This window comes from Promicromonospora sp. NPDC090134, assembly GCF_044746965.1.
Taxonomy (GTDB): domain Bacteria; phylum Actinomycetota; class Actinomycetes; order Actinomycetales; family Cellulomonadaceae; genus Promicromonospora.
Genome location: NZ_JBIVCZ010000005.1, coordinates 431,721 through 457,814 on the forward strand (window position 1 = coordinate 431,721; position 26,094 = coordinate 457,814).

Below are 26,094 nucleotides of genomic sequence, written 5' to 3' on the forward strand. Positions count from 1 at the left end.
GGGGACGGCCAGGACGACGCCAATGACAGAGGGACAGGACATGAACGACACGCACGTGCACGGGGACACCGGGCACGAGATCGACACGACCGCGATCAACGAGGGCATCCGGTACACGATGTTCTCGGTCTTCTCGCTGACCGAGACGCTCCCGGCGGACGAGAACGAGCGCAAGGCCGTCGTGGCCGACGCCGAGGCCGCCGTCGGCGGCGCCGTCGACCCGGCCGCCACCTCCGGCGACCTGGTGGTCCGCGGCTGGTACGACGTGGGCGGCCTGCGCTCCGACGCCGACCTCATGCTCTGGACCCACGGCCCGACGATCGAGTCCGTGCAGGGCGCCTACCAGCGCCTGCGCGCGTCCGAGCTGGGCCGCTCCCTGGAGCCGGTGTGGTCGGTCGCCGCCCTGCACCGCCCGGCCGAGTTCAACCGCGGGCACGTGCCCGCGTTCCTCGCCGGCGAGGCGCCGCGCGACTACATGTCGGTCTACCCGTTCGTCCGGTCCTACGACTGGTACCTGCTGCCCGACGAGGAGCGCCGGACCATGCTGCGCGACCACGGCATGGCGGCGGCCGACTACAAGGACGTCCGGGCCAACACCGTCTCCGCGTTCGCGCTGGGCGACTACGAGTGGATCCTCGCGTTCGAGGCCGACGAGCTGCACCGCATCGTCGACCTCATGCGCGACCTGCGCGCGACCGAGGCCCGCCGGCACGTGCGCGAGGAGGTCCCGTTCTTCACCGGCCCGCGCACCCTGCTGGCCGACTGGGCGGACCGCCAGCCCCTGAGCTGACCCCCTCCCGCCGAGACGGAACCAGGGTTCTATCTCGGCGGGCGGGTTCCGGCCAGGGCCGTCGCGCCCAGGTCGTCGTCGGACAGGACGGTGGGGATCAGTCCGGCTGCCTCCAGGTGGCCGACGGCGGCGCTCACCTGGGCCTCGCCCGTCTCGACGAGCAGGTGGCCGCCCGGGCGCAGCAGCGCCGGGGCGAGGTCGATCACGCGGCGCAGGATCACCAGGCCGTCGTCCCCGCCGTCGAGCGCGGCGTGCGGCTCGTGCTCGCGGGCCTCCGGCGGCATCATGCCGATCGCCTCGGTGGGCACGTAGGGCGCGTTCGCGACGAGGACGTCGACGCGGCCCCACACCTCGTCCGGGAGCGGACCGGCCAGGTCGCCGGCAGAGGTGTACGCGGTGAGCCGCCCGGGTCCGACGTCGTCCGGCGGCAGGCCGGTCCCCGCGGCGCGGGCGGCGAAGGCCTCCGCGGCCAGCGCCTCCAGGTTCTCGTGCGCACAGGCCACGGCCACGGGGTCGACGTCGGCGGCGTGCAGCTCGACGTCGTGCCCCGCGGCCAGCAGCCGCGCCGCGACGGCCCCGCCGAGCGCGCCGCAGCCACAGCACAGGTCGACGACCAGGACGGGGCCGGCCACGTCAGCGGCCGCGGCGCCGACGACGGCGTCGGACAGGGCGCGCGCCGCCGCCTCCCGGATCAGCAGCTCGGACCGCTGCCGGGGGACGAAGACCCCGGGTGCCACGAGCCAGCGGCGCCCGTCGAGCTCGGCCCAGCCCACCAGGTGCTCCAGCGGGAGCCCGTCGACCCGCGCCGCCACGAGGGACTCCAGCCGGACGGGATCGGTCGTGCCGTCCGACGTCGCGGCCTCGAGCAGGATCCGCGCCTCGTCCTCGGCGAACACGCAGCCGGCGGCACGCAGGCGCGCGACAAGTTCGTTCACGCCGTAAGGGTAGGCGAACGTGTCAGACCCCCAGGTCACCCCGGTGACCTGGGGGTCTGACACGTTGGCGGCCGGAGGCCGGATCAGGGGTACAGGCCCCGGATCTGGTGCGCCTCCGCGACGCGCTTGACGCCGATGACCAGGGCGGCGTCGCGCAGGGACAGGGCCTCGCGCCGGGCCAGCGCCGACACCTCGGCGTACGCCGTGGTCATGCGGTACTCGAGCTTGTCGGCGATCTCCTGCTCGGTCCACCAGTAGGTCTGGTTGGCCTGGACCCACTCGAAGTACGAGACGACCACGCCGCCCGCGTTCGCGAGGACGTCGGGGACCACGGTGATGCCGTTCTTCGCGAGGATGGCGTCGCCGGCCGCCGTCGTCGGGCCGTTGGCGCCCTCGACCACCCAGCGCGCCTTGACGGAACCCGCGGTGGTCTCGTCGAGCACGCCCTCGATCGCGGCCGGGACCAGCACGTCGACGGGGAGCGCGAGCAGCTCGGTGTTGGTGACCGGGTCGGCGGCGTCGAACCCGACGACCGAGCCGGTGCGCCGCACGTGCTCCATGAGCAGGGGCACGTCGAGGCCGGCGTCGTTCCGGATACCGCCGTACTGGTCGCTGACGGCAATCACGCGCGAGCCGCGTGCCGCGAAGATCTCCGCGGCGTGCGAGCCCACCTTGCCGAAGCCCTGGACGGCGACGGACACGTCGCTCAGGTCGACGCCCGCCTCGGCGAGCGCGGCACCCGTGACGTGCACGATGCCGGCCGACGTCGCGGTGCCGCGCCCCAGCGAGCCGCCGACCGCCAGCGGCTTCCCGGTCACGACGGCGGGGATCGTGTACCCGCGGTTGACCGAGTAGGTGTCCATGACCCAGGCCATGGTCTGGGCGTCGGTGCCCATGTCGGGCGCCATGATGTCGGTGTCGGGGCCGATCATGGGCATGATCTCCGACGTGTACCGCCGGGTCACCCGCTCCAGCTCGGCCTGCGAGTAGCCGCGGGGGTCGATGGCGACGCCGCCCTTGGCACCGCCGTACGGCAGGTTGACCACCGCACACTTCCAGGTCATCCACATCGCCAGCGCCCGCACCTCGTCGACGTCGACGGAGGGGTGGTAGCGCAGGCCGCCCTTGCCCGGGCCGAGGCTCACGTTGTGCTGCACGCGGAACCCGTGGAACAGCACGGTCTCGCCCGTGTCCCGCCGCAGCGGTACCGCGACGTGGATCTCACGGCGCGGCGTCGCGAGCATGCGGTGCAGGCCCTCGTCGTAGCCGAGGATCTCGGCGGCGGTGGCGAGCTGCGCGTGCGCGGTCGCGAGCGCGGAGCCCTCCGCGGGTGCGTCGGACGGGGCGAAGGTGGGCGGTGCGGTAGTGGTGGACGTCGTTGTCGTCGTCACGTGGGTCCTCCGGGGGAGAACGGCGCCGACCGCCTCGGGGCGGGGGCGCGGGTTGCGCGGCGCGGGGTTTGCGCCTCGGTCTCACCGTATCGCTTCGATGGGCGAATGTGCCCAGCCGTGGGGTGTCGGCCGGTGATTTTCCGGTGATCGTGCCATTGCTTGGGAATCAGCGTTCCGTCAGCCGCCAAGCGCCGGGGAGAAGGACGCCTGTGAGGGCGGCCCTGATGGCGTCGCCGACGAGGAAGACTCCCGCGCCGGCCACACGATGGTCGTCATGGTGACTGACCCTAGGCGCTCCGCGGCCGGTCGGGCAGTCGTCCCTGGGGCCAGTAACGGGTGTCTCCAGTTGTGCGGGTCGTACAGGTGCGGCGGTGCGGCGCGGCGCGGCGCCGTCAGCCCGCGGCGCCCCGCACGTGCTCGATGTGGGCGACGAGCCCGTCGAGGATGCGGGCCAGGCCGAACTCCAGCTCCCGGGCGGGGTCGGTGGCGGCCTGGTACGCCTCGCCCGCGGCGGCGCCGACGCGTCCGGCGAGCGGGTACTCGCGGCCCGCCATCACCACGCCGAGCTCGTCGGTGTTCGCCGCCCACCAGTCGGCCTGGGTCATGCCCGACGTGCGCTCCTCGGCGCGGATGCGCTCCTGCGCCTGCGCCACGCTGCTGGCGAAGCCGATGAGCAGGGCGACCGTCTGGTCCATCTCGATGTCGTCGAGGCCTGCCCCCTCGATCGCGGAGAGCTGCCACTCGTAGCGGTCGGACGCGCCCGGCCCCACCCAGGCCCGCAACCCCGACACCTCCAGCATCCAGGGGTGCTGCCGGCAGTCCTCGTAGTGGACCCGGGCGACCAGCGCCAGCCGCTCGCGCAGGTCGCCGGGCAGGGCCGGCAGCTTCCGGCGGCCGAGCACGCGGTCCAGCATCAGTGCGACGAGCTCGTCCCGGCCGGGCACGTAGGTGTACAGGCTCATCGCGCCGAGCCCGAGCTCGGTGGCGAGCAGGCGCATCGACAGGCCGGGCAGGCCGTCGCGGTCGGCGATCCGGATCGCGGCGTCGACGACGTCGTCCACGCTCAGCCGCTGCTTGCGCCCGCGGCGGGGCGCGGACGGCGCGCCGCCGTCGTAGCGCCACAGGAGGCGGAGGACTGGGTCCGGGTGGTCCGACATGGACCCACCGTAACTTTATCGTACGCCGTACGGAATGGATGCTACGCTGGGCGAGCTGTTAGTCGTACGCTGTACGGAAAAGGAGACGCCATGTCCCTCCCACCCCTCGTCGCCCGCGGACTGCGCAAGCGGTACGGCGACACCCACGCCCTGGACGGGTTCGACCTCGAGATCGAGTCCGGCGCCGTCCACGCCCTGCTCGGCCCCAACGGCGCGGGCAAGAGCACCGCCGTCAACACCTTCGCCACCCTCACCCGCTGCGACGAGGGCGAGGTGCGCGTCGCCGGCCGGGACGTGCGCGAGGAACCCGCCGCGGTCCGCTCGTCCGTCGGGCTGGTGGGCCAGCACGCGGCGCTCGACGAGATCCTGTTCGGCCGCGAGAACCTTGTGATGTTCGGCCGCCTGTACGGCCTGTCCACGGCGGCCGCGCGCGAGCGGGCGGACGAGCTGCTCGGCACCTTCGGTCTGCTGGACGCCGCCGACCGCAAGGTGTCCACCTACTCCGGCGGTATGCGCCGGCGGCTCGACATCGCCGCCGGGCTCATCCGCCGCCCGGCGCTGCTGTTCCTCGACGAGCCCACCACCGGGCTGGACCCCCGGGCCCGCAACGAGGTCTGGCGGACGGTGCGGCAGGTCGTGGACGCCGGGACCACCGTGCTGCTCACCACCCAGTACCTCGACGAGGCGGACCAGCTCGCCGACCGGATCACCGTGATGGACGCCGGCAAGGTGGTCGCCGAGGGATCGCCCCAGCAGCTCAAGCGGCGCCTCGGCGGCGACCGGGTGCTCGTGACGGCCCCCGCGCACGCCGACCTGGACCGGCTGGCCGCGGCGCTCGGCGGCACGGCCGACGCCGAGCTGCGGCAGGTCACCGTCGAGGCCGGGCCGGACGGCGGGGCGGCGGCGCTGACCGCCGTCGTCCGCGCGCTGGACGCCGCAGGCCTGGACGTCGACGACATCCTGCTGCGCCGCCCGACCCTCGACGAGGTGTTCCTGCACCTCACGGCCCACGACGCCGCGCCCACGGGCGCCGCGCCCACCGGCGCTGCATCCTCCGACCCCGCCTCGACCGAAGGAGCCCTGCGATGAACGCCGTCGCCGCCACCCTGCGCCAGAGCTGGGTGATCACCCTGCGCGACCTCAAGCACTGGCAGCGCGAGCCGTGGACGCCCGTCTTCGGGATCGCGTTCTCGGTGATGCTCGTGCTCGTCTTCGGCTACCTGCTGGGCGGCGCGATCGCCCTGCCCGGCGGCGGGGACTACCTCGCGTACCTGATGCCGGGGATCTTCGCGCTCTCGATGATGTTCGGCATCGAGGCCACGATGAGCGCCATCGCCAACGACTCGAAGAAGGGCGTGACCGACCGGTTCCGCTCGCTGCCGATCAGCGGCGCCGCCGTCCCGCTCGGCCGGGCCGGCGCCGACCTGGTGAACTCCGCGGCCGAGCTCGCGGTGCTCATGGTGGGCGGGCTGCTCATCGGGTGGAGCGCGTCCGGCAGCGTGGCCGCCACCGTGCTCGGCGTCGTGCTGCTGCTCTGGCTGCGGTTCGCGATGCTGGTGCTCGGGGTGTTCCTCGGGCTCACGTTCCGTGGCGAGGGCGGCGTGACGGTGGTCCAGGTGCTGGTGTGGCCCCTCGGGTTCCTGTCCAACGTGCTGGTCGCGCCCGAGTCCATGCCCGGGTGGCTGGCGGTCCTGGCGCAGTGGAACCCGATCTCCGCGACGGCGGCCGCCTGCCGTGAGCTGTTCGGCAACCCGACCGGCATCACCGGGGGAGTGCTGGCGGACCACGCCCTGCTCCTCGCCGCGGTGTGGCCGGCCGTGCTCACCCTGGTGTTCCTGCCGCTGACGGCGCGCGCCTACCGGCGCCTGTCCCGCTGAGTCCCTGGTCAGTCTCGCTTGGACCTTCTCCGGAACGACGACGGCGTCTCGCCCGTCAGCCGCGCGAACGTGCGGGTGAACGAGGGCTGGTCGTAGAAGCCCGCCGCGGTCGCGACGTCGGCGAGCGGCACCGTCGTCGACGTGAGCAGGTGGGCCGCGCGGTCCACGCGCAGCCGGAGCACGAGCTGGCGCGGCGAGAGGCCGAAGACCCGGCGCACCCGGCGGTCCAGGGATGCGGGGGCGCTCCCGGCGAGCACGGCGAGGTCCGCCACGGACGGCACCTCGCCGTGCTCCAGCAGGTCCTCGACCTGCCCGCGCAGGCGGGCCATGGCCTGGATCGTCGCGTCGTCGGCGTCGCCCGAGCGCAGGTCCTGCGACACCGAGACGAGGCCCACGTAGGTGCCGGACTCGTCGTGCAGCGGCAGCTTGGACGTGAGGAACCAACCGGGCGCCCCGCCGACGTGCCGGATCAGCTCCAGCTCGCCGCGCAGCGGCTTGTCGGTGGTGCGGACCAGCTCGTCCTGGCTCTCGTAGCGCTCGGCCAGCTCGGGGACGAACAGGTCCACGGCGCGCTTGCCGATCACGTCGCGCCGCGACCGCTCGCGCGTGCGCCCCACGAAGACCTGGTTGACCAGCACGTACCGGCCGTCGGCGTCCTTGGCGCAGAACATGACGCCGGACAGCTCGTCCATCAGGGCGACCATGGCGGGGTGCAGTGCAGCCAGCAGGGCCCGCGCCTCGGGCCGAGCGGCGCCGTTCGGCGGGTTGCTCATCGGGTCCCGATCGTACGCGGCGCACGCCGTCACCCCTTGGCCGAAACCGGTGCGGATCGCGAGTGATCCTGCCAATACACGCGAGCGGCACCGGGTGCACCCTGGTGTCATGAAGACCTCTGCCCGGCGCGGGAGCGCCGACACCGCCGACGTCCCGACCGGGGGCGCAGGCGCACCGGACAGCGTGACGCCGCAGGCTCCGACCGAGCCGCCCGCCGAGCCCGCCGCCGACACCCTCGTCGAGGACGCCGTAGCCCTCGCCCGGACCTGGATCGGCACGGCCACGGGAGCCGACGCCGGCACCGCGACCGGCCCGGCCGCGTCGAAGACCGACAAGGCCGTCGCCCGCGCCTCCGCCGCCCTGGGCGCGCTCGTCTCCGACCCCGCGGGCCTGGAGCTCGCCGTCGGGTTCGTCGACGACGTCGCCCGCCCGCAGGACGTCCACGTCGCCGCCAAGGCCCTGGCCCGTCTCGGCAAGAAGGCCGGCAGCGCCACGTTCCTCAGTGCGAGCGACCGCGCGCTGTTCCGCGCCGGCGCCCTCACGGCCCCCGTGCTCCCGGGCATCGTGGTCCCGGCAGCCCGCGCGCGCCTCCGCCAGCTCGTCGGCCACCTCGTGGCCGACGCCGGCAACGGCCTCACCGCGCACCTCGCCCGCACCCGGGCCGAGGGCTACACCCTCAACGTCAACCTGCTGGGCGAGGCCGTGCTCGGCAAGGACGAGGCCGCCGGCCGCCTGGCCCGCACCGTCGCGCTGGTCGAGCGCCCGGACGTCGACTACGTGTCGATCAAGGTCTCCAGCGTCGCCGCGCAGCTCGTCACGTGGGACCTCGACGGTTCCCGCGACCGTGTCGTCGAGCAGCTGCTGCCGCTCTACCGCGCCGCGCGCGACCACGGCGTCTTCCTCAACCTCGACATGGAGGAGTACCGCGACCTGGCGCTGACCACCGCGGTGTTCACCGACATCCTGGGTCGCGATGAGTTCCGCGACCTGGAGGCCGGCATCGTGCTCCAGGCGTACCTCCCGGACGCGCTCGGCGCGCTGGACGGCCTCACCGAGTTCGCCGCGAAGCGCGTCGCGGACGGCGGCGCGCGCATCAAGGTGCGCATCGTCAAGGGTGCGAACCTCGCGATGGAGCACGTCGAGGCCGCCCTGCACGACTGGGCGCAGGCGCCGTACCCCACCAAGCCCGATGTCGACGCCAACTACGTGCGCATGCTCGACCACGCCCTGCGCCCCGAGCGCGCGCACGCCGTCCGCATCGGCGCGGCGTCGCACAACCTGTTCCACGTGGCGCTCGCGATCCTGCTCGGCCGGGCGCGCGGCGTCTCCGAGGCGCTCGACATCGAGATGCTCCAGGGCATGGCGCCCACCGAGGCCGCCGCCGTCCGTGACGAGGTCGCCAAGGACAGCGGCCGCGTGGTGCTGTACACGCCGGTCGTGCGCGACGAGGACTTCGACGTCGCCATCTCCTACCTGGTGCGCCGCCTCGAGGAGAACGCCACGGAGCAGAACTTCCTGCACGCGGCGTTCGCCCCGCAGTCCGCGGCCGCCCCCACGAGCGCCATGGACCGGCAGGAGGCCGCGTTCCGCGCCTCCGTCGAGCTGGGCGTGCACTACGGGGCCGACGACGTCGCCCCCCGCCGCCGTCCGCGCAACGCGCCCGAGCCGGTGACCGGGCCGTTCCACAACGCCGCCGACACCGACCCCGCCGTCGCGGCGAACCGCGCCTGGGCGCGGCAGGTCACGTCCGCGCGCTCCGGGTACGTCCCCGCGCTCGCCGAGCCCCTGGCGACGTCCGCCCAGGTGGACGACGTCGTCGCGCTCGCCCGCCGCGCGGGCGCGGCCTGGGCCAAGGTCGCCCCGGCGGACCGCGGACGCGTGCTGCGCTCCGCGGCCCAGCACCTGGAGGCCGCACGCGCCGACCTGGTCGCCGCCATGGTGCACGAGGCCGGCAAGACCGTCGCCGAGGCGGACCCCGAGGTCAGCGAGGCCGTGGACTTCGCCGCCTACTACGCGCAGGCGGCCGAGGCCCTCGACCCGACGTCGGAGGCCTGGCCGGGCGCCCGGTACACGCCGGACGGCGTCACGCTGGTCACGCCGCCCTGGAACTTCCCCGTCGCCATCCCGATCGGCGGCGTGCTCGCCGGCCTCGCGGCCGGCTCCTCCGTGATCGCCAAGCCCGCGCCGCCCACGCCGCGCTGCCTGGAGATCGCCGTCGAGGCCGTGCACGCGGCGCTCGACGAGGTGGCGCCCGAGATCGGCCTGGACCCGGCCATCGCGCGCGACGTCGCGCAGTTCGTCCGCGTGCCGGACGGCGACCTCGGCCGCCGCCTCGTGACGCACGACGGCGTGTCCCGCGTGATCCTCACGGGCGCGATCGAGACCGCCGAGATGTTCGCGTCCTGGCGGCCGGACCTGCCGGTGCTCGCGGAGACGTCGGGCAAGAACGCGATCGTCGTGACGCCGTCGGCGGACCTCGACCTGGCCGTCGCCGACGTGGTGCGCTCGGCGTTCGGGCACGCGGGGCAGAAGTGCTCCGCCGCGTCGCTCGTGATCCTCGTCGGCTCGGTGGGCGACCCGCGCACCGTCACGGGGGAGCGGTTCCGTCGCCAGCTCGTCGACGCCGTGTCGTCGCTCGCCGTCGGCCCCGCGACCGACCTGGCCACCGTGATGGGCCCGCTCACCGAGCCCGCGCAGGGCAAGCTGCTGCGCGCGCTGACCACGCTGGAGCAGGGCGAGAGCTGGCTCGTGCGGCCGCGCCGGCTGGACGCGGTGGCGCACGAGGCGGGCCTCGGCAAGGGCCGCCTGTGGACCCCGGGTGTGCGCGACGGCGTCCGGCCCGGGTCGTTCTTCCACCTCACCGAGGCCTTCGGCCCGGTGCTGGGCATCATGACCGCCCGCACGCTGGACGAGGCGCTCGCGCTGCAGAACGCGGTGTCGTTCGGCCTCACGGGCGGCATCCACTCGCTGGACGACGCCGAGGTGGAGCACTGGCTCGACCGCGTCGAGGTCGGCAACGCGTACGTGAACCGGCACATCACCGGCGCGATCGTGCAGCGCCAGTCGTTCGGCGGCTGGAAGGCCTCCGTGGTGGGCTCCGGCGCCAAGGCGGGCGGCCCCAACTACGTGGCGCAGCTCGGCCGGTGGGCCGACGCACCCGACGTGCCGTCGCGCACCGAGGACCCGGCAGGCTGGCTCGCCTGGGCCCGCGCCGACGACGCCCGCGCCTGGCTCACCGAGTTCTCGCAGGCGCACGACCCGTCCGGGCTGGGCGTCGAGTCGAACGTGTTCCGCTACCGGCCCGTCCCGGGCATCACCGTGCGCGTCGGAGCGGACGCGCCGGACGCCGAGGTGCAGCGCGTGCTGGCCGCGGCCGCGCGGGCGGGGGTCGACGCGACCGTCGTCGGGCAGGAGATCACGGACGAGGCGTTCGCCGAGTCCGTCGCCGACGGCGTGGTGACCGGCCGGATCCGCGTGGTGGGCGAGGCGCCCGGGCTGCGCGACGCAGCGGCGAGCCGCCTCGGCTCGGTGACGGTGCTGGACGGCCCGGTCCTGGCGAGCGGCCGCCGCGAGCTGCTGACGATGCTCCGCGAGCAGGCGGTCAGCCGCACGATGCACCGCTACGGCCACCTGCGCACCGCCTGACCCTGCCGGCCCCGTACGTGTCAGACCCTCAGGTCACCCCGGTGACCTGAGGGTCTGACACGTCGTGGGGGAGGGTCAGGCCGAGTCGCCCTCGACCAGGCGCGGGGCGAAGACGCGGCGCTCGTCGCGGACCGGGCGGCCCGCGACCAGGTCCACGAGCATGCTCGTGGCGGCGCCGACCATCTGCACCACCGGGTTGTGCACGGTCGTCAGCCGCGGTGACGTGGTCTCGGCGATGCCGAGGTCGTCGAACCCGACCACCGAGACGTCGCCCGGCACGGACCGGCCCCGCTCGGCGAGCACGCGCAGCGTGGCCTCCGCCATCAGGTCCGAGGCCGCGAAGATGCCGTCGAGGTCGGGGTGCTGGTCCAGGAGCCGCGCGGCCGCGACGAGCGCCCCGGCGACGGTGAAGTCGCCCTCGACCAGCGCGTCGTCGGGCAGGCCGGCGTCGCGCAGGGCGTCCCGCCAGCCGGTCATCCGGTCCACGCCGGCCGGCATGTCGAGCGGCCCGGTGATGGTGCCGATGCGCCGGCGGCCCCGGTCGATCATCCGCTGGGTGGCGATGCGTCCGCCCGCGACGTTGTCGACGTCGACGTAGCGCAGGCCGCGCGAGAAGAACGGGTCGGGCTCGAACAGCCGACCCACGAAGACGGCCGGCAGCGCCGCCGGCCCGAGCTCCGTCTCGAGCTGGTCGCCCTTGTGGTGCGACGCCACGATGACGCCGTCGACGTGGCCGCTGCGCAGGTAGCGGCCCACGCGCCCGCGCTGCTCGCCCGGACGGGCGAGCAGCAGCACGAGCTGGAGGTCCGTCCCGGCGAGCCCCTCGCTGACGCCCGCGAGGGTGCCGGAGAGGAACGGGTCGGTGAGGATGCGCTGGTCCGGCTCGGGCACCACGAGGGCGATCGAGTCGGTGCGCCGGGTCACGAGGGACCGGGCGGCTCGGTTCGGTGCGTACCCGAGGCGGGCGACGGCGTCGTCGACCGCCGCCTGCGCCTCGGGGGAGACTCGCAGGCCGCCGTTGATGGCGCGCGACGCGGTCGACCGGGACACCCCGGCCGCCTGGGCCACGTCATCGAGGGTGGGTGGGCCTGAGGTCGTCACGCCGTCGGAACCGCCTTGTCTCCGCCGTCGTCGCCGGTCGGGTACGGCACGGGTGCGACACTTCGCTCCGGAACGGCATTGGCCCGCGCGACCTGACCGTACCAGCGGCCGGACGCCTTGACCGTGCGCTCCTGCGTCTCGAAGTCCACGCGCACGAGGCCGAAGCGCTTTCCGTAGCCCCACGCCCACTCGTAGTTGTCGAGCAGGGACCAGCCGAAGTAGCCGCGGACGTCGGCGCCCTCGTCGATCGCGTCCTTGACGGCGCGCAGGTGCACGTCGACGAACCCGAGGCGCTCCTGGTCGTCCACGAACCCGTCCGGGCCCACGACGTCGTCGTACGCGCTGCCGTTCTCCGTGACGTACAGGGCGATGCCGCGCGGCCCCGTGTAGTCCTGCTGCAGGCGCAGCAGGAGGCGGGTGAGGCCCTCGGGCTGCACCTCCCAGTTCTGGGTGGTCACGGGCAGCCCGCGCGGGTGCGTGTACGCGCCGTCGCCGCCCGGGAACGGGTTGGACGACGGCCGGGTCACCGGGGCGCCGCCGTCCAGCGGGCGCTCGGCCGGCACCGCGGCCACGGCGTTGCCGTGGTAGTAGTTCACGCCGAGCGAGTCGATGGGCGTCGAGATGATCTCGAGGTCGCCCTCCTGGATGTGCTGCTCCAGGCCGTACTCGCGCACGTCCTCCAGCACGTCCAGCGGGTACGCACCGCGCAGGATCGGGTCGGCGAAGATCCGGGTGAAGCCCCCGTCGAGCCGGCGTGCGGCGTCGACGTCGGCGGGGTCGTCCGGGTTCAGCGGGTCCTCGACCTCGAAGTTGAGCGTGATGCCCAGGTTGGCGTCCGGCGCGCGCTCGCGCAGCGCCTGCACGGCCAGGCCGTGGGCCAGCATGAGGTGGTGCGCGGCGGCCAGGCCGTCCTCGCGGGACTGCCGGCCCGGCGCGTGCTGGCCGCCCGTGTAGCCCAGGAAGGCGGCGCACCACGGCTCGTTGAGCGTGGTCCACACGTCGACGCGGTCACCGATCGCCTCGTGCATCGTCACGGCGTAGTCGCGGAACCGGTACGCGGTGTCGCGGTTCACCCAGCCGTTCGACTCCGCCTCGATCGCCTGCGGCAGGTCCCAGTGGTAGAGCGTGAGCCACGGCAGGATGCCCGCGCCCAGCAGCTCGTCCACGAGCCGGTCGTAGTAGGCCAGGCCGGCCGGGTTGACCTCGCGCCCGCCGGGCACGACCCGGGACCACGACGTCGAGAACCGGTACGCCTTGATGCCGAGGTCCTTCATGAGCGCGACGTCGGCGGGGTAGCGGTGGTACTGGTCGCACGCGACCTCGCCGTCCTCCTGGTTCAGGACGGCGCCCGGGACGTGCGCGAACACGTCCCACACGGAGTCCTCGCGGCCGTCCTCGTGGGCGGCGCCCTCCACCTGGTAGGCGGCGGTGGCCGCGCCCCAGAGGAAGCCGTCGGGGAAGGCCACGCTCCCGGTCGCGTTCGACGACGGCGCGGTGCGCGGCGCGCTCGGCGTGTACGGCAGCGCGATGCCGGGGGCGGGCACGCGCGGCGCTGTCGGGTCGGTCTTGAAGCTCTGCGTGAGCTCGCGGGTCATCTGGTTCATCCCTTCACGGCTCCCTGCATGATTCCTGCGACGAGCTGCTTGCCGACGAAGGCGAAGATCACCAGCAGCGGCAGCGTCACGAGGAACACACCGCCCATGACCAACGAGTAGTCCACGAAGTAGTTCGACTGCAGCGACTTTACGACGAGCGGCAGCGTCGGGTTGTCCGAGCTGAGCACGATCGACGGCCAGAAGTAGTTGGTCCACTGCTGCACGAACGTGAACAGGCCGAGCATGGCCGCGGCCGGGCGGGCCGCGGGCAGCGCGATGCTCCAGAACGTGCGGATCATGGAGGCGCCGTCCACGCGGGCGGCCTCGATCAGCTCGTAGGGCAGCGACTCCGACAGGTACTGCGTCATCCAGAAGACGCCGAACGCGCTGACCAGCACCGGGACGATGACCGCCTGGAGCTTGCCGACCCAGTGCAGGTCCGACATGAGGATGTACAGCGGGATCACGCCGAGCTGCGTCGGCACCGCCATCGTGGCGATGACGAACACGAGCAGGGGCCCGCGGCCGCGGAAGCGCAGCTTCGCGAACGAGTAGCCGGCGAGCGTCGAGAACAGCACGACGGCGGCCGAGACCACGACCGCGATGATCACCGAGTTGGTCAGCGCCTTCCAGAAGTTGATCTGGGTCGACTCGATGACGGTCCGGAACTGCGTGAACAGCGACAGGTCGGGGAGCCACTGCGGCACCGCGCTGCGCGAGATCTCCACCGGGTCGGACGAGCCGAGCAGCAGCGTGAAGTACAGCGGGAAGGCCGAGACGAGCAGCACGATCCCCAGCAGGGTGTAGACGATCCAGCCGGCGCGGCGGTGCGCGCCGCCGCCGGCCTTCCGGGCCCGGCGGCGGGCGGCCGCCTTGGCGGCACCCGATCCCGCGGTCTGGGCGGTGACGGCGACGGAGCTCATGCGTTCCCCCTGGTGATGCGCTTGCGCTTGGGCTTCTTGTCGGTGCCCGACGTCGAGATCTGGCGGGTGACCAGGAAGTTCACGAGGCCGATCAGCACGATGAGGAGGAACAGGAGCCAGGCGACGGCCGAGGCGCGCCCGAGGCTGTGCTGGTCGCCCCACGCGAGGTCGTAGAGGAACACCACGGTGGTCATCCAGTTCTGGTCCGGCCCGCCGAGGCCGATCGAGTCGAACAGGCGGACCTCGTCGAAGATCTGCAGGCCGCCGATGGTCGACGTGATGACGACGAAGATGATGGTGGCCCGGATCTGCGGCACGGTGATGGAGAAGAACTGGCGCACGCGGCCTGCGCCGTCGATCACGGCGGCCTCGTACAGGTCGCGGGGCACGGCCTGCATCGCGGCGAGGAAGATCAGCGCGTTGTAGCCCAACCAGCGGTAGTTCACCATCGTGGCGATGGCCACGTGGCTGGCGATCCGGTCGCCGTGCCAGGCGATGGAGTCCAGGCCGATCGCGTTGAGCATGCCGTTGATCAGGCCGTACTGGTCGGCGAACAGGCGGCCGAAGATCAGCGAGACGGCGACGGGCGCGACCACGTAGGGGATCAGCACACCCATGCGCCAGAAGGTCGCCGCGCGCAGGTTCTGGTCGAGGAGCGCGGCGATGACGATCGCCAGGATCACCTGAGGTACCGACGAGAACAGGAAGATCGACAGCGTGTTGACCAGGGCCTTCCAGAACGTGGGCTGGTTCAGCACGTCCACGAAGTTCTGCAGGCCCACGAAGTCGCCCTGCCCGCCCAGCAGGCTCCACTCGTGCACCGACACGTAGGCCGTGTAGGCGAGGGGGAACAGGCCGGTCACCGCGAACAGGACGAAGAACGGCGAGATGTACAGGTACGGGGAGAGCTTCACGTCCCAGCGGCCGAGCCGCTGGGTGAAGCCGAGTCTGCGCGACTCGCGCTGTGGTGCACCGGACCCCGGTGCCGATCGTTGAGGTGTCAGGACGGCCATGTCATCTTCCGGTCATCTTCCGCTGTGTCATCGTCGTGTCGTCGCTTCGGTGCGACGCCCGCGTGGCGCGACCGGTGGCCGGGTCGCCGAGACGCGTGTCTCGACCAACCCGACCACCGGTCGCGGCCAGCGGTTCAGGCCCGGGAGGGGCCCGGTTCAGGCAGAGCCTGCTCAGCCGAGCGCGGCAGCCTTCTCGACGGCCTCGTCCCAGGCCTTGTCGGCGTCCTGCGACTTCGTGACGTCGACGCGGTTCAGCGCGTTGGTGACCTCGTCACGGATGGCGAAGTAGTTCGCGCCCTTGAACGGGGCGCCGTCGATGCTCTGGGCACGCTCCGAGAAGATCTCGCCCACCGGCGCGTCGTTGAAGAACGCGTTGGTCGAGCTCTGCACGGCCTCGGAGTCCTGCGCCTCGAGCTGCGACGGGAAGGTGCCCGCGGCCTCGAACGCCTTGGTCTGCTGCTCCGGGTCGGTCAGCCACGCGGCCAGCTCCTTGGCAGCCTCGGCGTGCTCGCCGGATGCCGGGACGGTCAGGAACGAGCCGCCCCAGTTGCCGCCGCCGCCGGGGAAGACGTTGGCGACGTCCCAGCCCTCGACGCCACCGGCGCGCTCCTCGACCGCACCGGTCATCCAGCCCGGGCAGAGCATCGTGGCGAACGCGTCGTTCTGGAAGCCCGCGTCCCAGTCGGCCTCCCACTGGATCAGGCCGGCCGACAGGTCGTCGTCCACCGAACCGGTGATCTCGTCGTAGATGGCCTTGACGTCGGTGTTGTCCGCGAGGTCCTTGGGCTCACCGGTCTCCGGGTCCTCGAACGCCGCGGGGAGCTGGTTGACCATGCCCTGGAAGGTGCCGCCGACGCTGTCGTACCACGCGCTGTCGGACTTCTTCACGAACTTGCGGCCCGCGGCGAAGTAGTCCTCCCACGTCGCGTCCTCGCCGCCGAGCAGCTCCGCGACCTCCTCGCGGTCGGTCGGCAGGCCGGCCTTCTCGAACAGGTCGGCGCGGTAGCAGACGGCCTCGGGGCCGATGTCGGTGCCGTAACCGATGACCGTGCCGTCGGTCGTGGTGGCCTGCTGGACCTTCCAGTCCACCCAACGGCCGTCGAGCTCGGGGTCGGCCAGGTCGGTGAACAGGTCGGGGTACTGCATGAGCTCCGGCAGCCAGTCGACCTCGATGGCCTCGATGTCGGCCAGGCCGTCACCACCGGCGGCGAGCTTGGTGGTCAGGTTGGCGCGGGCGTCGTCCGACGTGGCTGCCTTGACCTGCTCGACCGTGACGTTCGGGTGCTCGTCCGTGTACGAGGCGAGCATCTCGTCGGTGTAGCCGAAGTCGTTGAAGGTCGCGACCTTCAGGGTGATCGGGCCGTCCTCCTCGCCGGATCCTTCGTCGGATCCGCCGCCGCAGGCGGTGAGGGCGAGGGCGACAGCGGCCACGCCGGCGGTCGCCTGGAGGGTACGGGCGGCTGCGCGCCGCGTGGGTCGGGTACTGCTCAGCACTGGGGACTCCCTTGTCGTGCGGTCTGGTCCTACGGGTTCTGCGGGTTCCTGCGGGTCGCGCTCTGGTGCCGGGCTTGGCACATCTGCGTACCGGCATTGGGAGCGCTCCCACTCCTGGGGTGTGGGAGCGCTACCACGCGACCTGATCGTTGCGTTCTGTGCCCTGCTGTGTCAAGGCGGGGGGTGGGCGAAGCCCGGTGCGCCTACTCCTTGATCCGGAAGCCCGAGACGGTCTGCACCGCCTGGTTCCAGGCGATCTCGGGACTGTTGGTCCCGGCGTCCACGGCGGCCAGCGCGTTGTTGACCTCGTCACGGATGGCGAAGTAGTACTGGCCCTTGTGCGGGGCGCCGTCGATGGACTGGGCCCGGGCGGTGAAGATCGTGCCGACCGGCGCGTTGTTGAAGAACGGGTTCACGTAGCCCTGCACGGCCTCGGAGTCCTGGGCCTCGATCTGCGACGGGAACGCGCCCGCGGTCGTGAAGGCCTCCGTCTGCTGCTCCGGTGCCGTGAGCCACGCGGCGAGCTCCTTGGCCTCCGCCGTGTGCAGACCGGCCGAGGGCACCGTCAGGAACGAGCCACCCCAGTTGCCGCCGCCGCCGGGGAAGACGTTGGCCACGTCCCAGCCCTTGACCCCCTGGGAGTAGGACTCGATCGGGCCCATCATCCAGCCGGGGCAGAGCATCGTGGCGAACGCGTTCTGCTGGAACCCGGCCGTCCACTGCGGGGTCCACTGCTCCAGGCCGGCCGAGAGGCCGTCGTTGATGCCGGAGGTGATCTGGTCGTAGATCGCGCGGACCTCGCTGTTGGTCGCCAGGTCGGTCGGCTTCTGCGTCGCCGGGTCCTCGAAGGCGGCGGGCAGCTGGTTGACCATGCCCTGGAACATGCCGGTGGTGCCGTCGAACCACGCGGCGTCGGACTGCGCCGTGAACTGGCGGCCCACCTCGAAGTAGCGCTCCCACGTGGCGTCCTTGCCGCCGAGCAGCTGGGCGACCTCGTCGCGGCCGGTCGGCAGCCCCGCGGCCTCGAACAGGTCGGCGCGGTAGCAGATCGCCTCCGGGCCGATGTCGGTGCCGTAGCCCAGGAGCTCGCCGTCCGTGGTCGTGGCCTGCGCGACCTTCCAGTCCACCCAGCGCTTGGTGACCTCGGGGTCCGTCAGGTCCTCGAAGAGCTCCGAGTGCTCCATCAGCTCCGGCAGCCAGTCGACCTCGGCCGCGACCACGTCGGCGAGCTCGGAGCCGTCACCCGTGGTGAATGCCTTGAGCATCTGCAGGCGGGCCTCGTCGGACGTCGGCGCCACGATGTGCTCGACGGTCACGTTCGGGTGCTCCTCGGTGTACCGGGCGAGCAGCTCGTCGGTGTACCCGAAGTCGTTGAACGTGGACACGGTCAGGGTGATCGGAACGTCGTCGCCGTCGGAGCCCGCGGCATCCTCACCCAGGAGCGAACCGCATCCGGTGAGGGGCAGGACGAAGGCCGCGAGCGTCGCGACAGCCGCGCGGCGGGGGGCGACGGTCCGGCGTCGGACCGGTCCGTGTTTGGTGGGCACTGATACTCCTTGGGTTCGGTACGCGTGTGGATGCGTGAAAGCGATATCAGAGCACAAACTCGCCCACATCCGACACGAATGTTCGCTCAGGTTCTAGCACCTCGCCGTCGGGAAACGAACGAGGTGGAACGAACGTAAAGTACCAATTAGCAAACGATGTCTGAAATGCCGCAGTCGTGCCTGGAAGGGAAAAAACTCGTCAGGATCTGAGTCGGACCGCACCGTCGGGTGCGGCCCGCAGGGGCATCCTGGCAGGGTCGTCCCCGTCAGGGGAAGTCCCGTTCGGGACGGCTCAGGCCGTTCCCGTGCGCTTGCCGGCGAGCCAGTCGCGTCCCGCCGCGGCCTCGGTCTCGAGGGTGGTGCGAACGGCGCTGACCGCGGCCTCCTCGATCACGGTGCCGAACAGCGGCACCGTCGCCCGGACGTCGCCCGCGTAGGTCAGGCGGGTGCCGCCGTCGGGCAGGGCGGTCAGGGCCGCGGTGGCTGTCACCCGCACCGGCGCGCCCATGATCTCGACCGCCACGGTGCCCGTCCGGCGCCCGTCGGACGCCGCCTCCCAGGCCTCGGCCTGGCGGATCTCGAGGTGCGCACCCACGAAGGGGCGGGCCTGCACGGGGATGATGTCGGTCGGCAGGGTGCGGCGCACCACCACGGTGAAGCCGGTGACCGCGGTCCCCGTGACGTCGGCCTGCTCGACCACGCCGTTCACCGAGCCGGTGGAGCGCTGGGCGCGCCACCGCACGAACGACTCGTCGGCGAGCATCGCGGAGACGTCGTCGATGTCTGCGGGGAACGTCAGGTCCACTGTCAGGTGCACGGGCTCTCCTCCTCGCGCCGACGGGGCATGCCGGTGGTGGAACTCTAACCGACGCGTTGCGCGCGTCCGATCTGAGGGAGCCGTACCCGGACCCCGGGTACGCGCCGCGCACTCATCGGGCCATGAGCCGGTTCCGACATAGGCTTGGCGCGTGTCTGCGATGAGTGACCTGATCCTTGAGCACGCCGACCTTGAGCCGGCCGACGTGGAGTGGCTGCATCTCCTGGTCGGCGACTGGCAGGTGGTCTCGGACCTCGCGTTCGCGGACCTCGTCCTGTGGCTGCCGACCGACGACGGGCGGTTCGTCGCGATCGCGCAGTGCCGGCCGTCGACGGGTGCCACCGTGCACTACGACGACGTCGTCGGCTCGTTCGCGCCCGAGGGGCAGCGCCCGCAGCTCGCCAAGGCGATGGCCGAGGCGAAGGCGCAGCGCGCCCGCGAGCCGCGCTGGTTCGGCGCGTACGCCGTGCGGGAGGAGGCGATCCCCGTGGTGCACAAGGACACGGCGGTCGCCGTGATCGCGCGGCAGACCAACCTCGGTTCGGGCCGCACGCCGTCGCGCCTGGAGCTGAACTACGTCGAGGCGGCCGACGACCTCGTGGCGATGATCCCGCGGGGCGAGTTCCCCCTGCCGAACGCGGCGACCGGTTCGCGCCGCGGCGCGCCGCGCGTGGGCGACGGCCTGATCCGCCTCAACTCCGAGGGCGAGGTGCTGTACGCGAGCCCCAACGCGCTTTCGTGCTTCCACCGGCTCGGCGTGATCGGCCCGCTCGTGGGGCAGTCCCTCGTCGAGGTGACCGCCGACATGGTGGAGCAGCTCCAGCCCGTGGACGAGTCGCTGCCGCTCGTGGTGATGGGGCGCGCCCCGTGGCGCACGGACATCGAGGCGCACGGGGTGTCCCTGTCGCTGCGGGCGATGCCGCTGACCGACCGTGGCCAGCGCATCGGCGCCGTGCTGCTGTGCCGCGACGTGTCCGAGCTGCGCCGGCGCGAGCGTGAGCTGATCACCAAGGACGCGACGATCCGTGAGATCCACCACCGCGTGAAGAACAACCTGCAGACCGTGGCCGCGCTGCTGCGGCTCCAGGCCCGGCGCATGGACGTGCCGGCCGCCAAGGAGGCGCTCGAGGAGGCCATGCGGCGCGTCTCCACGATCGCCCTGGTGCACGAGAGCCTCTCGCAGACGCTCGACGAGCAGGTCGAGCTCGACGACATGGTGGGCAGGGCGCTGCGGCTCACGGCCGACGTCGCGTCGGCGGACACCTCGGTGCGGACCGTGCGTACCGGCTCGTTCGGCATGGTGCCCGCGCAGGACGCGACGCCGCTCGCGCTCGTGCTGACGGAGCTGGTCACCAACGCGGTCGAGCACGGGTTCGTCGGGCGTTCCGCGGGCACGGTGGAGATCGCCGTGGAGCGCGAGAACTCCGACCTGCGGGTGGTCGTGGCCGACGACGGCGTGGGGCTGCCCGAGAACGGAGGTGCCGGCGGACGGGGCCCCGGCAGCGGCCTGGGCACGCAGATCGTGCGCACGCTCGTCACCAACGAGCTCGGCGGCACCATCGAGTGGTCGGCGCGGCCCGACGGCGGCACCGAGGTGGTGCTGCAGCTCGTGCTGCGGGTGGCGGAGCCGGCCCGCTCCTGACGGCCTCAGGAAAGACGCGAGCCACGCCTGGGCGGAGGGGGTGTGCTCAGGCGTGGCTCGCGGAGATCGTGGTGCGGGGTGGTGCTGTGCTGTCGGTTCAGCCTGCGCGACGAGCGCGCGCGGTGCGGCGCTTGAGCGCACGGCGCTCGTCCTCGCTCATGCCGCCCCAGACGCCGGCATCCTGGCCGGACTCGATCGCCCACTTGAGGCAGGTGTCGACTACGTCGCAGCGACGGCACACGGCCTTGGCCTCCTCGATCTGCAGCAGGGCGGGGCCCGTGTTGCCGATGGGGAAGAACAGCTCGGGGTCCTCTTCGAGGCATGCTGCGCGGTGGCGCCAGTCCATGGTCACGTACTCCTTGGAAGGAACTTCCCACCGTCCGGCTCGCCACTAGGGAGCATCGTCGTCGTGCGTCTGGGGCGCGCAGGTCTGGTTGTGGATCGTTTTCCGATCCCTGAGCGCCAGGCGGCGACCGACGGGGGTGTGTTCGGGGGTGTGTGGGATTGCTGCATCTAGGTTCACACGCTCGTGAACGCTCGCACAAGGGGTTACGGCGAAGTTTCTGGGCCATGAACCCTGAGGTATCCGTCACACTATTGTGAATACCCGTCTCGCAAGTATCCTAGTCCGTCGTGCCCGTACTGGAAGCCTTTTTCGCGCCTCGTGTCCCGCCGTTTCTTCGTGCCCTCGTGATCGGCGTCGTGGTCGAGGTGATCGGCCTCGTTGCTTTCGCGCTGGTGCTTCTTGGCGAACTCATTACGGGCGGTTCCATGTCGGTCGGAGTGAGCCTCTTTCTGGTTCTCTTCCTCCTGGGAGTCGCCTGGGTTCTCGTGGTGTGCTGCCGTGCGCTTCTCGCGGGTCGTCGATCCGGTCGCGGACCCGTCGTGACCTGGCAGCTCTTCCAGATCATCGGGTCGATCGCGGCGATCGGGAGCGGCAGCGGCCCCGCCGTCCCGGGCGGGTGGGTGGCCCTCGTGATCGCGGTGGGCGTGACCGCGCTGCTCATGACGCCCTCCGTCGTCGCGGCGACGTCCGGGACCCGCTCGGAGGACTGAGCGCCCGGGGCCGGTCCGGTGGCGCGACCTCCGGCTCCAGCACCTGGCACAGCACCGGATCGCCCCGGCCGCACCAGGCGGCCCGGCCCGGCGGCCCGCCGGCACCCGCGAGCATCGCCGGAGCCCCGAGCACGACGTCGGCCGCGCGGTCGGTGCTCAGCAGCACCAGGTGCGGTCCGAACCGCGCGGCCAGGCCGCCCACGGACGGGCCGTCGGCCGTCACGGCGAACGCGACCCCCGACCGCAGCGCTGCGAGGGGCAGCGTGGCGCGCACGTCCTCGACACCGTCGATCAGCACCAGCGTGCGGGGCGCGCCGCCGGGGGCGGTGGGCTCGGTGCCCGTCCAGGTCCCGGGGGCCGTCCGGGAGGTGCCGACGCCGGTCACGGGCTCGCCGGACAGCAGGCGGTCCAGCGTCCCGGCGTCGTCCGGGTGGCTGGTGCCGGCGTAGCCGGGACGGTCCCGCAGCGCTCCCAGCCCGGCGGCGTCGCGCGTGATCCCGTGGACCCGCCAGCCCAGGTGCAGCGCCGCCAGGGCCACCGCGACCAGGGCGGTGGTGCGGCCCGAACGGGCCCGGCCGAGCACCGCGAGGTGGCCGTCCTCCGGACGCCAGGTGATCGTCGTGCGGCGCTGCGCCTCCGGGTCGTCGCCCAGGGCGAGCGCGAGGCCGCCCCGGTCCCGCCGGGTGCGCGGGGGCAGGTCGGCGGTCCCGGCGGACCGGGGGAGCGGCGGCAGCCAGGGCGGCGCGCCCGGGCGATGACCCAGCGTCCCGGCGGCCCGGCGGGCGGCGTCGACGACCAGCGTGGCGACGTCCGGAACGGCGGGGTCGTGTCCGGCGATGTCGTGTCCCGGGGCGTGCGGCGCGGTGGCGTCCGCTTCCGGGGTGCCCGGTCCAGCGAGGCGGCGTACCGCCGCACGGGCTCCCGGGCGTGCGGGCGCGCGGCGCACCAGGGGCATCCGCGCCTCGGGCGGCGTCGTGACGTGCGCGCACTGCAGCAGCACGGGCGGCGCCGATCCGAGGCGCAGCACGGCCCGCCCCGGCGTCGTGCCCGGGATGTGCGCGGCGGCGGGGTCGTCGACCACGTCGCGCGACTCCAGCGGATCGGTGACCCGGAGCGCCAGCCGTGCGCTGAGGTTGGCCCGCAGGTCGGGGCCGACGGCGCCGCCCGGCCGCTGGGTCGCGAGCACCAGGTGCACGCCGAGCGACCGGCCCTGCGCCGCGACGCGCAGCAGGGCCGGCAGGAACGCGGGCAGGTCGTCGGCCAGGGCGCGGAACTCGTCGATCACGACGACCAGCCGGGGCAGCACGCCGGGCGGGAGGGCGACGACGTCGGCCGCGCCGCGCTCGGCGAGGACCCGCTCCCGGCGCCGCAGCTCCGCGCGCAGCCCGGCGAGCGCCCGCGCGGCGAGGCCGGGTGCGAGGTCGGTCACCTGCCCCACCACGTGCGGCAGCCGGCCGCAGGCGCCGAAGCTCGCGCCGCCCTTGAAGTCGACCAGCACGAGCGCGACGTCGGCGGGCGACCGGGCCAGCGCCAGCCCGAGCACCAGCGTCTGGAGCAGCTCGGACTTGCCCGACCCGGTGGTGCCCGCGACGAGCAGGTGCGGCCCGTCCCGGACCAGGTCCAGGAGCACGGGCGCGCCGTCCGCACCGAGGCCGAGCGGCACGGCCCAGCCGTCGGCGTGCGCCCAGCGAGCGGCGACCTGGTCCGGTCCGGGGGTCTCGTCGAGACCGTGCGCCCTGGTCAGTGACACGGCGGCGGGCAGGCGCGGGTCGCCGGCGTGGGCTGTCGGGAGGCTCCGCCGGGCGTCGGCGGTCCCGGGGAGGGCGCTGCCTGCGCCGCCGTCGACAAGAGCGCCGCCGGTCTCGCTGCCGCTGTCGCCGATCGTGCTGCCCAGCGTGGCGGCCGTCCGGCCGAGCCAGGCGGCGCCCGCCAGCAGCCGGGCCAGGTGGTCCGCCCACTCGACGGTGACGCCGACCAGCGGCACGGTCCGCGCGGCGCCGTCCGGCCCCGTGATCCGGACCCGGCGTGCGTCGAGCACCTGAACCACCGCCCGGCAGCCGGGCGGCACGGCCCCGACGGACACCACCAGATCGGCGGACGACTGGGCGGGCCCGCCCACCACGCCGCCGCCGACCGCGCCTTCGACAACCAGCACCGACGCTTCGCCGCCGGGAAGCCAGCGGGTCCATGACCAGCGCGGGGCGGCGTCGTCGACCCGCACGGCCGCGCCCCGGGCGGCGAGCCCGGCGACCAGCGCGCGGGCGACCGACCGGGCGAGGTCCGCGGGCCCGAGCACGGCGACCGCGCCGTCCCGCAGCAGCGCGGCCCAGGGGCCGTCGGGCGCGGACGGGAGATCGACCGCTCCGGACACGGAGGGCACTGCACCACGAGCCCGGGCGGCCCCCCGCGCCGCCCGCGCCGCCGCCCACGCGCCCGGCGAGACGTGGAGCGCGGCGTGCGCGAACGCGAGGAGGCGCGCCGGCCCGGGCAGCTCGCGCGACCCGCCGCGGGCGGCGCCCCGGCCTGCCGTCCGCTGCCGGGCGGCGCGCAGCTGCGGGGCGGCCACAACCAGGCCTACCAGGGCGAACACCGCCAGGACCGGCTGTCGCAGGGCCGCCGCGAGTACCAGCGACGCGACCGCGGGGAGCAGCACGAGCGGCCACGGGACGCCGCCGGGCGCGGCCTCCGGCCGGGGCGCGAGCACGTCGGCAGGACCCCGCGACCGGTGGATCGCGAGCCGTCCGCCCCGGCGCAGGCGGGCCCATGCCCGCAGGGCGGCCCGCGGTCCGTCGACGCCCACGACCGTCCCGGCGTCGGGACCGGTCACCCGGACGAGCCAGGCCCCACCGGGACCGACGGCGCCGAGCCCGGCCCCCGCACCCACCCCGGTCCCCTCCGGCCGCAGCACCCGCAGCTCCGCGCCGGGCAGCAGCGGGCGCTCGCCGACCACCTGGTCGTCGGTCAGGCGCACACCGGCGACCGTCAGCGGCGCCCACCGCAGCTCGGGCCGGCGGACGAGCGCGGCCAGCGGCGCGCGCACGTCGCCGACGCGCGCGCCCGGTCGCAGGAGCACGTCCTCGCCCGGGTGCAGGGTCACGCGCACGGCGCCGTCGGACGACGAGGTTGCGGTCATGCCCCCAGCCTTGCCGCCGGTCGGCCCGCACCAGAGCCCTGACCAGGGTTTCTGTGCACAACCCCCGTTTCCACAGGGTCTCCGTCGCGCTCCCTGGGGCACAACCCCTGGGGGACTGCCCCTACCCGGGGCTGACGAGATGTACGACCAAGGGATGACACGACCAGGGAAGGATCAGGCCGACGCCCGATGTCCAGACCGGCGCCGGCTCCGTAGGTTCGTTGATGCCGGCCGAACCGGGGTCCACCCCGGGAAGGCCGGACCACTTCCGGGCCGTACACGGGACACGTTCCCGCGACACGTTCCCGCGACACCCAGCAGCGCCGGCACCGCAGCAGCGCCGGCATCCAGCAGCGTCGATCACCGAGGAGAATCTCGTGGACACCACCGTGTACGTCCCGGCGGACCAGCCGGCTCCGGGCTCGGGCAGGGCCGCCCGTGCCGTCCGGGCCAGGAACCTGACCAAGACGTACGGCAAGGGTGAGGCGATCGTGCGCGCCCTGGACGGCGTGGACGTCGACTTCGAGCAGGGCCGGTTCACCGCGATCATGGGCCCCTCCGGATCGGGCAAGTCGACCCTGATGCACCTGCTGGCCGGCCTGGACTCCGCCACCGGCGGACAGGCCTTCCTCGGCGAGACCGAGATCACCGGCCTGAACGACAAGGCCCTCACCAGGCTGCGCCGGGACCGGATCGGGTTCGTGTTCCAGCAGTTCAACCTGCTGCCGATGTTCACCGCCGAGCAGAACATCACCCTGCCCGTCGAGCTCGCCGGCGCGACCCTGGACCACGCCTGGCTGAACACCCTCGTGGAGACCCTGGGCCTGACCGGGCGCCTGACCCACCGCCCCGGTGAGCTCTCCGGCGGGCAGCAGCAGCGCGTCGCGATCGCGCGTGCCCTGATCGCGCAGCCCGACGTCGTGTTCGCCGACGAACCCACCGGCAACCTCGACTCCCGTTCCGGCGCGGAGGTCCTGTCCTTCCTGCGCCGTTCCGTGCGGGAGCTGGGCCGCACCATCATCATGGTCACCCACGACCCGTCCGCTGCCGCGTACGCCGACCGGGTCGTGCTGATCGCCGACGGCCGCATCGCGGGCGACATCAGCGACCCCACGCCCGAGTCCGCCATGGCCGGGCTCGACGCCCTGCGCACCCTCGAGCCCGCCGTCACCACCGGGGCCGGCGCCTGATGGCCGGGACCGCA

At 73.3% G+C, this 26,094-nt stretch carries 20 protein-coding genes; 7 read left to right on the plus strand and 13 right to left on the minus strand.

Features of this window, described 5'->3' with window-relative positions:
* Positions 1-40: 40 nt before the first annotated feature.
* Positions 41-790 carry a hydrogen peroxide-dependent heme synthase gene (gene hemQ / locus ACIPN7_RS16630; protein ID WP_400544280.1) on the plus strand — a complete coding sequence of 250 codons (750 nt, stop codon included), beginning with the start codon at positions 41-43 and terminating at the stop codon, positions 788-790.
* Between the two features lie 29 nt (positions 791-819).
* Here hemQ and ACIPN7_RS16635 read toward each other — a convergent pair whose 3' ends face one another.
* From ACIPN7_RS16635 to ACIPN7_RS16645, 3 genes are all read right to left on the minus strand, one after another.
* Positions 820-1,725, minus strand: a complete 906-nt coding sequence (locus ACIPN7_RS16635) for a putative protein N(5)-glutamine methyltransferase (protein WP_400544283.1) — start codon at positions 1,723-1,725, stop codon at positions 820-822.
* 83 nt (positions 1,726-1,808) lie between these two features.
* A complete protein-coding gene (locus ACIPN7_RS16640) occupies positions 1,809-3,116 on the minus strand; it encodes a Glu/Leu/Phe/Val dehydrogenase (RefSeq protein WP_400544286.1) in 1,308 nt (435 codons plus the stop codon).
* A gap of 392 nt (positions 3,117-3,508) precedes the next feature.
* A complete protein-coding gene (locus tag ACIPN7_RS16645; RefSeq protein ID WP_400544288.1) occupies positions 3,509-4,273 on the minus strand; it encodes a TetR/AcrR family transcriptional regulator in 765 nt (254 codons plus the stop codon).
* 90 nt (positions 4,274-4,363) lie between these two features.
* Between ACIPN7_RS16645 and ACIPN7_RS16650 the strand changes: the two genes are divergently transcribed.
* Together ACIPN7_RS16650 and ACIPN7_RS16655 are read left to right on the plus strand one after the other, a co-directional pair.
* Entirely contained in the window at positions 4,364-5,362 is a 999-nt protein-coding gene (locus ACIPN7_RS16650) for an ATP-binding cassette domain-containing protein (RefSeq protein WP_400544291.1), read from the plus strand.
* A complete protein-coding gene (locus ACIPN7_RS16655; RefSeq protein ID WP_400544294.1) occupies positions 5,359-6,150 on the plus strand; it encodes an ABC transporter permease in 792 nt (263 codons plus the stop codon). Before ACIPN7_RS16650 ends, ACIPN7_RS16655 begins: the two co-directional genes overlap by 4 nt.
* A gap of 8 nt (positions 6,151-6,158) precedes the next feature.
* Here the strand turns inward: ACIPN7_RS16655 and ACIPN7_RS16660 are convergent, their stop codons facing one another.
* Entirely contained in the window at positions 6,159-6,923 is a 765-nt protein-coding gene (locus ACIPN7_RS16660; RefSeq protein WP_400544297.1) for an AraC family transcriptional regulator, read from the minus strand.
* A 109-nt stretch (positions 6,924-7,032) separates the two neighbouring features.
* Here ACIPN7_RS16660 and ACIPN7_RS16665 point away from each other — a divergent pair, with 109 nt between their 5' ends.
* Positions 7,033-10,569, plus strand: coding sequence for a bifunctional proline dehydrogenase/L-glutamate gamma-semialdehyde dehydrogenase (locus ACIPN7_RS16665; RefSeq protein ID WP_400544300.1), 3,537 nt, complete (start codon positions 7,033-7,035; stop codon positions 10,567-10,569).
* Positions 10,570-10,644: 75 nt separating this feature from the next.
* Here the strand turns inward: ACIPN7_RS16665 and ACIPN7_RS16670 are convergent, their stop codons facing one another.
* The 7 genes from ACIPN7_RS16670 to ACIPN7_RS16700 all read right to left on the minus strand — a co-directional run bounded on the left by ACIPN7_RS16670 (position 10,645) and on the right by ACIPN7_RS16700 (position 19,059).
* Complete coding sequence (locus tag ACIPN7_RS16670; protein ID WP_400544303.1) at positions 10,645-11,670, minus strand: LacI family DNA-binding transcriptional regulator; 1,026 nt, start codon at positions 11,668-11,670, stop codon at positions 10,645-10,647.
* Positions 11,667-13,265: a GH1 family beta-glucosidase gene (locus ACIPN7_RS16675; RefSeq protein WP_400544410.1), complete on the minus strand. Its 1,599-nt coding sequence runs from the start codon at positions 13,263-13,265 to the stop codon at positions 11,667-11,669. The genes ACIPN7_RS16670 and ACIPN7_RS16675 overlap by 4 nt, the downstream gene beginning before the upstream one ends.
* Before the next feature lie 5 nt (positions 13,266-13,270).
* Positions 13,271-14,188 carry a carbohydrate ABC transporter permease gene (locus ACIPN7_RS16680; RefSeq protein ID WP_400544306.1) on the minus strand — a complete coding sequence of 306 codons (918 nt, stop codon included), beginning with the start codon at positions 14,186-14,188 and terminating at the stop codon, positions 13,271-13,273.
* Complete coding sequence (locus tag ACIPN7_RS16685; protein WP_400544309.1) at positions 14,185-15,201, minus strand: carbohydrate ABC transporter permease; 1,017 nt, start codon at positions 15,199-15,201, stop codon at positions 14,185-14,187. Before ACIPN7_RS16685 ends, ACIPN7_RS16680 begins: the two co-directional genes overlap by 4 nt.
* A gap of 171 nt (positions 15,202-15,372) precedes the next feature.
* Complete coding sequence (locus tag ACIPN7_RS16690; RefSeq protein WP_400544312.1) at positions 15,373-16,695, minus strand: extracellular solute-binding protein; 1,323 nt, start codon at positions 16,693-16,695, stop codon at positions 15,373-15,375.
* 203 nt (positions 16,696-16,898) lie between these two features.
* Entirely contained in the window at positions 16,899-18,242 is a 1,344-nt protein-coding gene (locus tag ACIPN7_RS16695) for an ABC transporter substrate-binding protein (protein WP_400544314.1), read from the minus strand.
* Positions 18,243-18,534: 292 nt separating this feature from the next.
* Positions 18,535-19,059 (minus strand): DUF2505 domain-containing protein, encoded by a 525-nt coding sequence (locus ACIPN7_RS16700; RefSeq protein WP_400544317.1) that lies wholly within the window; start codon positions 19,057-19,059, stop codon positions 18,535-18,537.
* Positions 19,060-19,219: 160 nt separating this feature from the next.
* Here ACIPN7_RS16700 and ACIPN7_RS16705 point away from each other — a divergent pair, with 160 nt between their 5' ends.
* Positions 19,220-20,701, plus strand: coding sequence for a sensor histidine kinase (locus ACIPN7_RS16705; protein WP_400544413.1), 1,482 nt, complete (start codon positions 19,220-19,222; stop codon positions 20,699-20,701).
* Positions 20,702-20,798: 97 nt separating this feature from the next.
* Here the strand turns inward: ACIPN7_RS16705 and ACIPN7_RS16710 are convergent, their stop codons facing one another.
* Positions 20,799-21,047 (minus strand): WhiB family transcriptional regulator, encoded by a 249-nt coding sequence (locus tag ACIPN7_RS16710; protein ID WP_026365970.1) that lies wholly within the window; start codon positions 21,045-21,047, stop codon positions 20,799-20,801.
* A gap of 539 nt (positions 21,048-21,586) precedes the next feature.
* On the opposite strand from ACIPN7_RS16710, the gene ACIPN7_RS16715 reads away from it, so the two are divergent.
* Entirely contained in the window at positions 21,587-21,757 is a 171-nt protein-coding gene (locus tag ACIPN7_RS16715; protein ID WP_400544321.1) for a hypothetical protein, read from the plus strand.
* Here the strand turns inward: ACIPN7_RS16715 and ACIPN7_RS16720 are convergent.
* On the minus strand, positions 21,705-24,890 hold the full coding sequence (locus tag ACIPN7_RS16720; protein WP_400544324.1) for an FtsK/SpoIIIE domain-containing protein: 3,186 nt from the start codon (positions 24,888-24,890) through the stop codon (positions 21,705-21,707). The two genes, ACIPN7_RS16715 and ACIPN7_RS16720, sit on opposite strands and share 53 nt — an antisense overlap.
* Positions 24,891-25,267: 377 nt before the next feature.
* On the opposite strand from ACIPN7_RS16720, the gene ACIPN7_RS16725 reads away from it, so the two are divergent.
* Complete coding sequence (locus ACIPN7_RS16725; protein WP_400544327.1) at positions 25,268-26,080, plus strand: ABC transporter ATP-binding protein; 813 nt, start codon at positions 25,268-25,270, stop codon at positions 26,078-26,080.
* Positions 26,081-26,094: the final 14 nt, after the last annotated feature.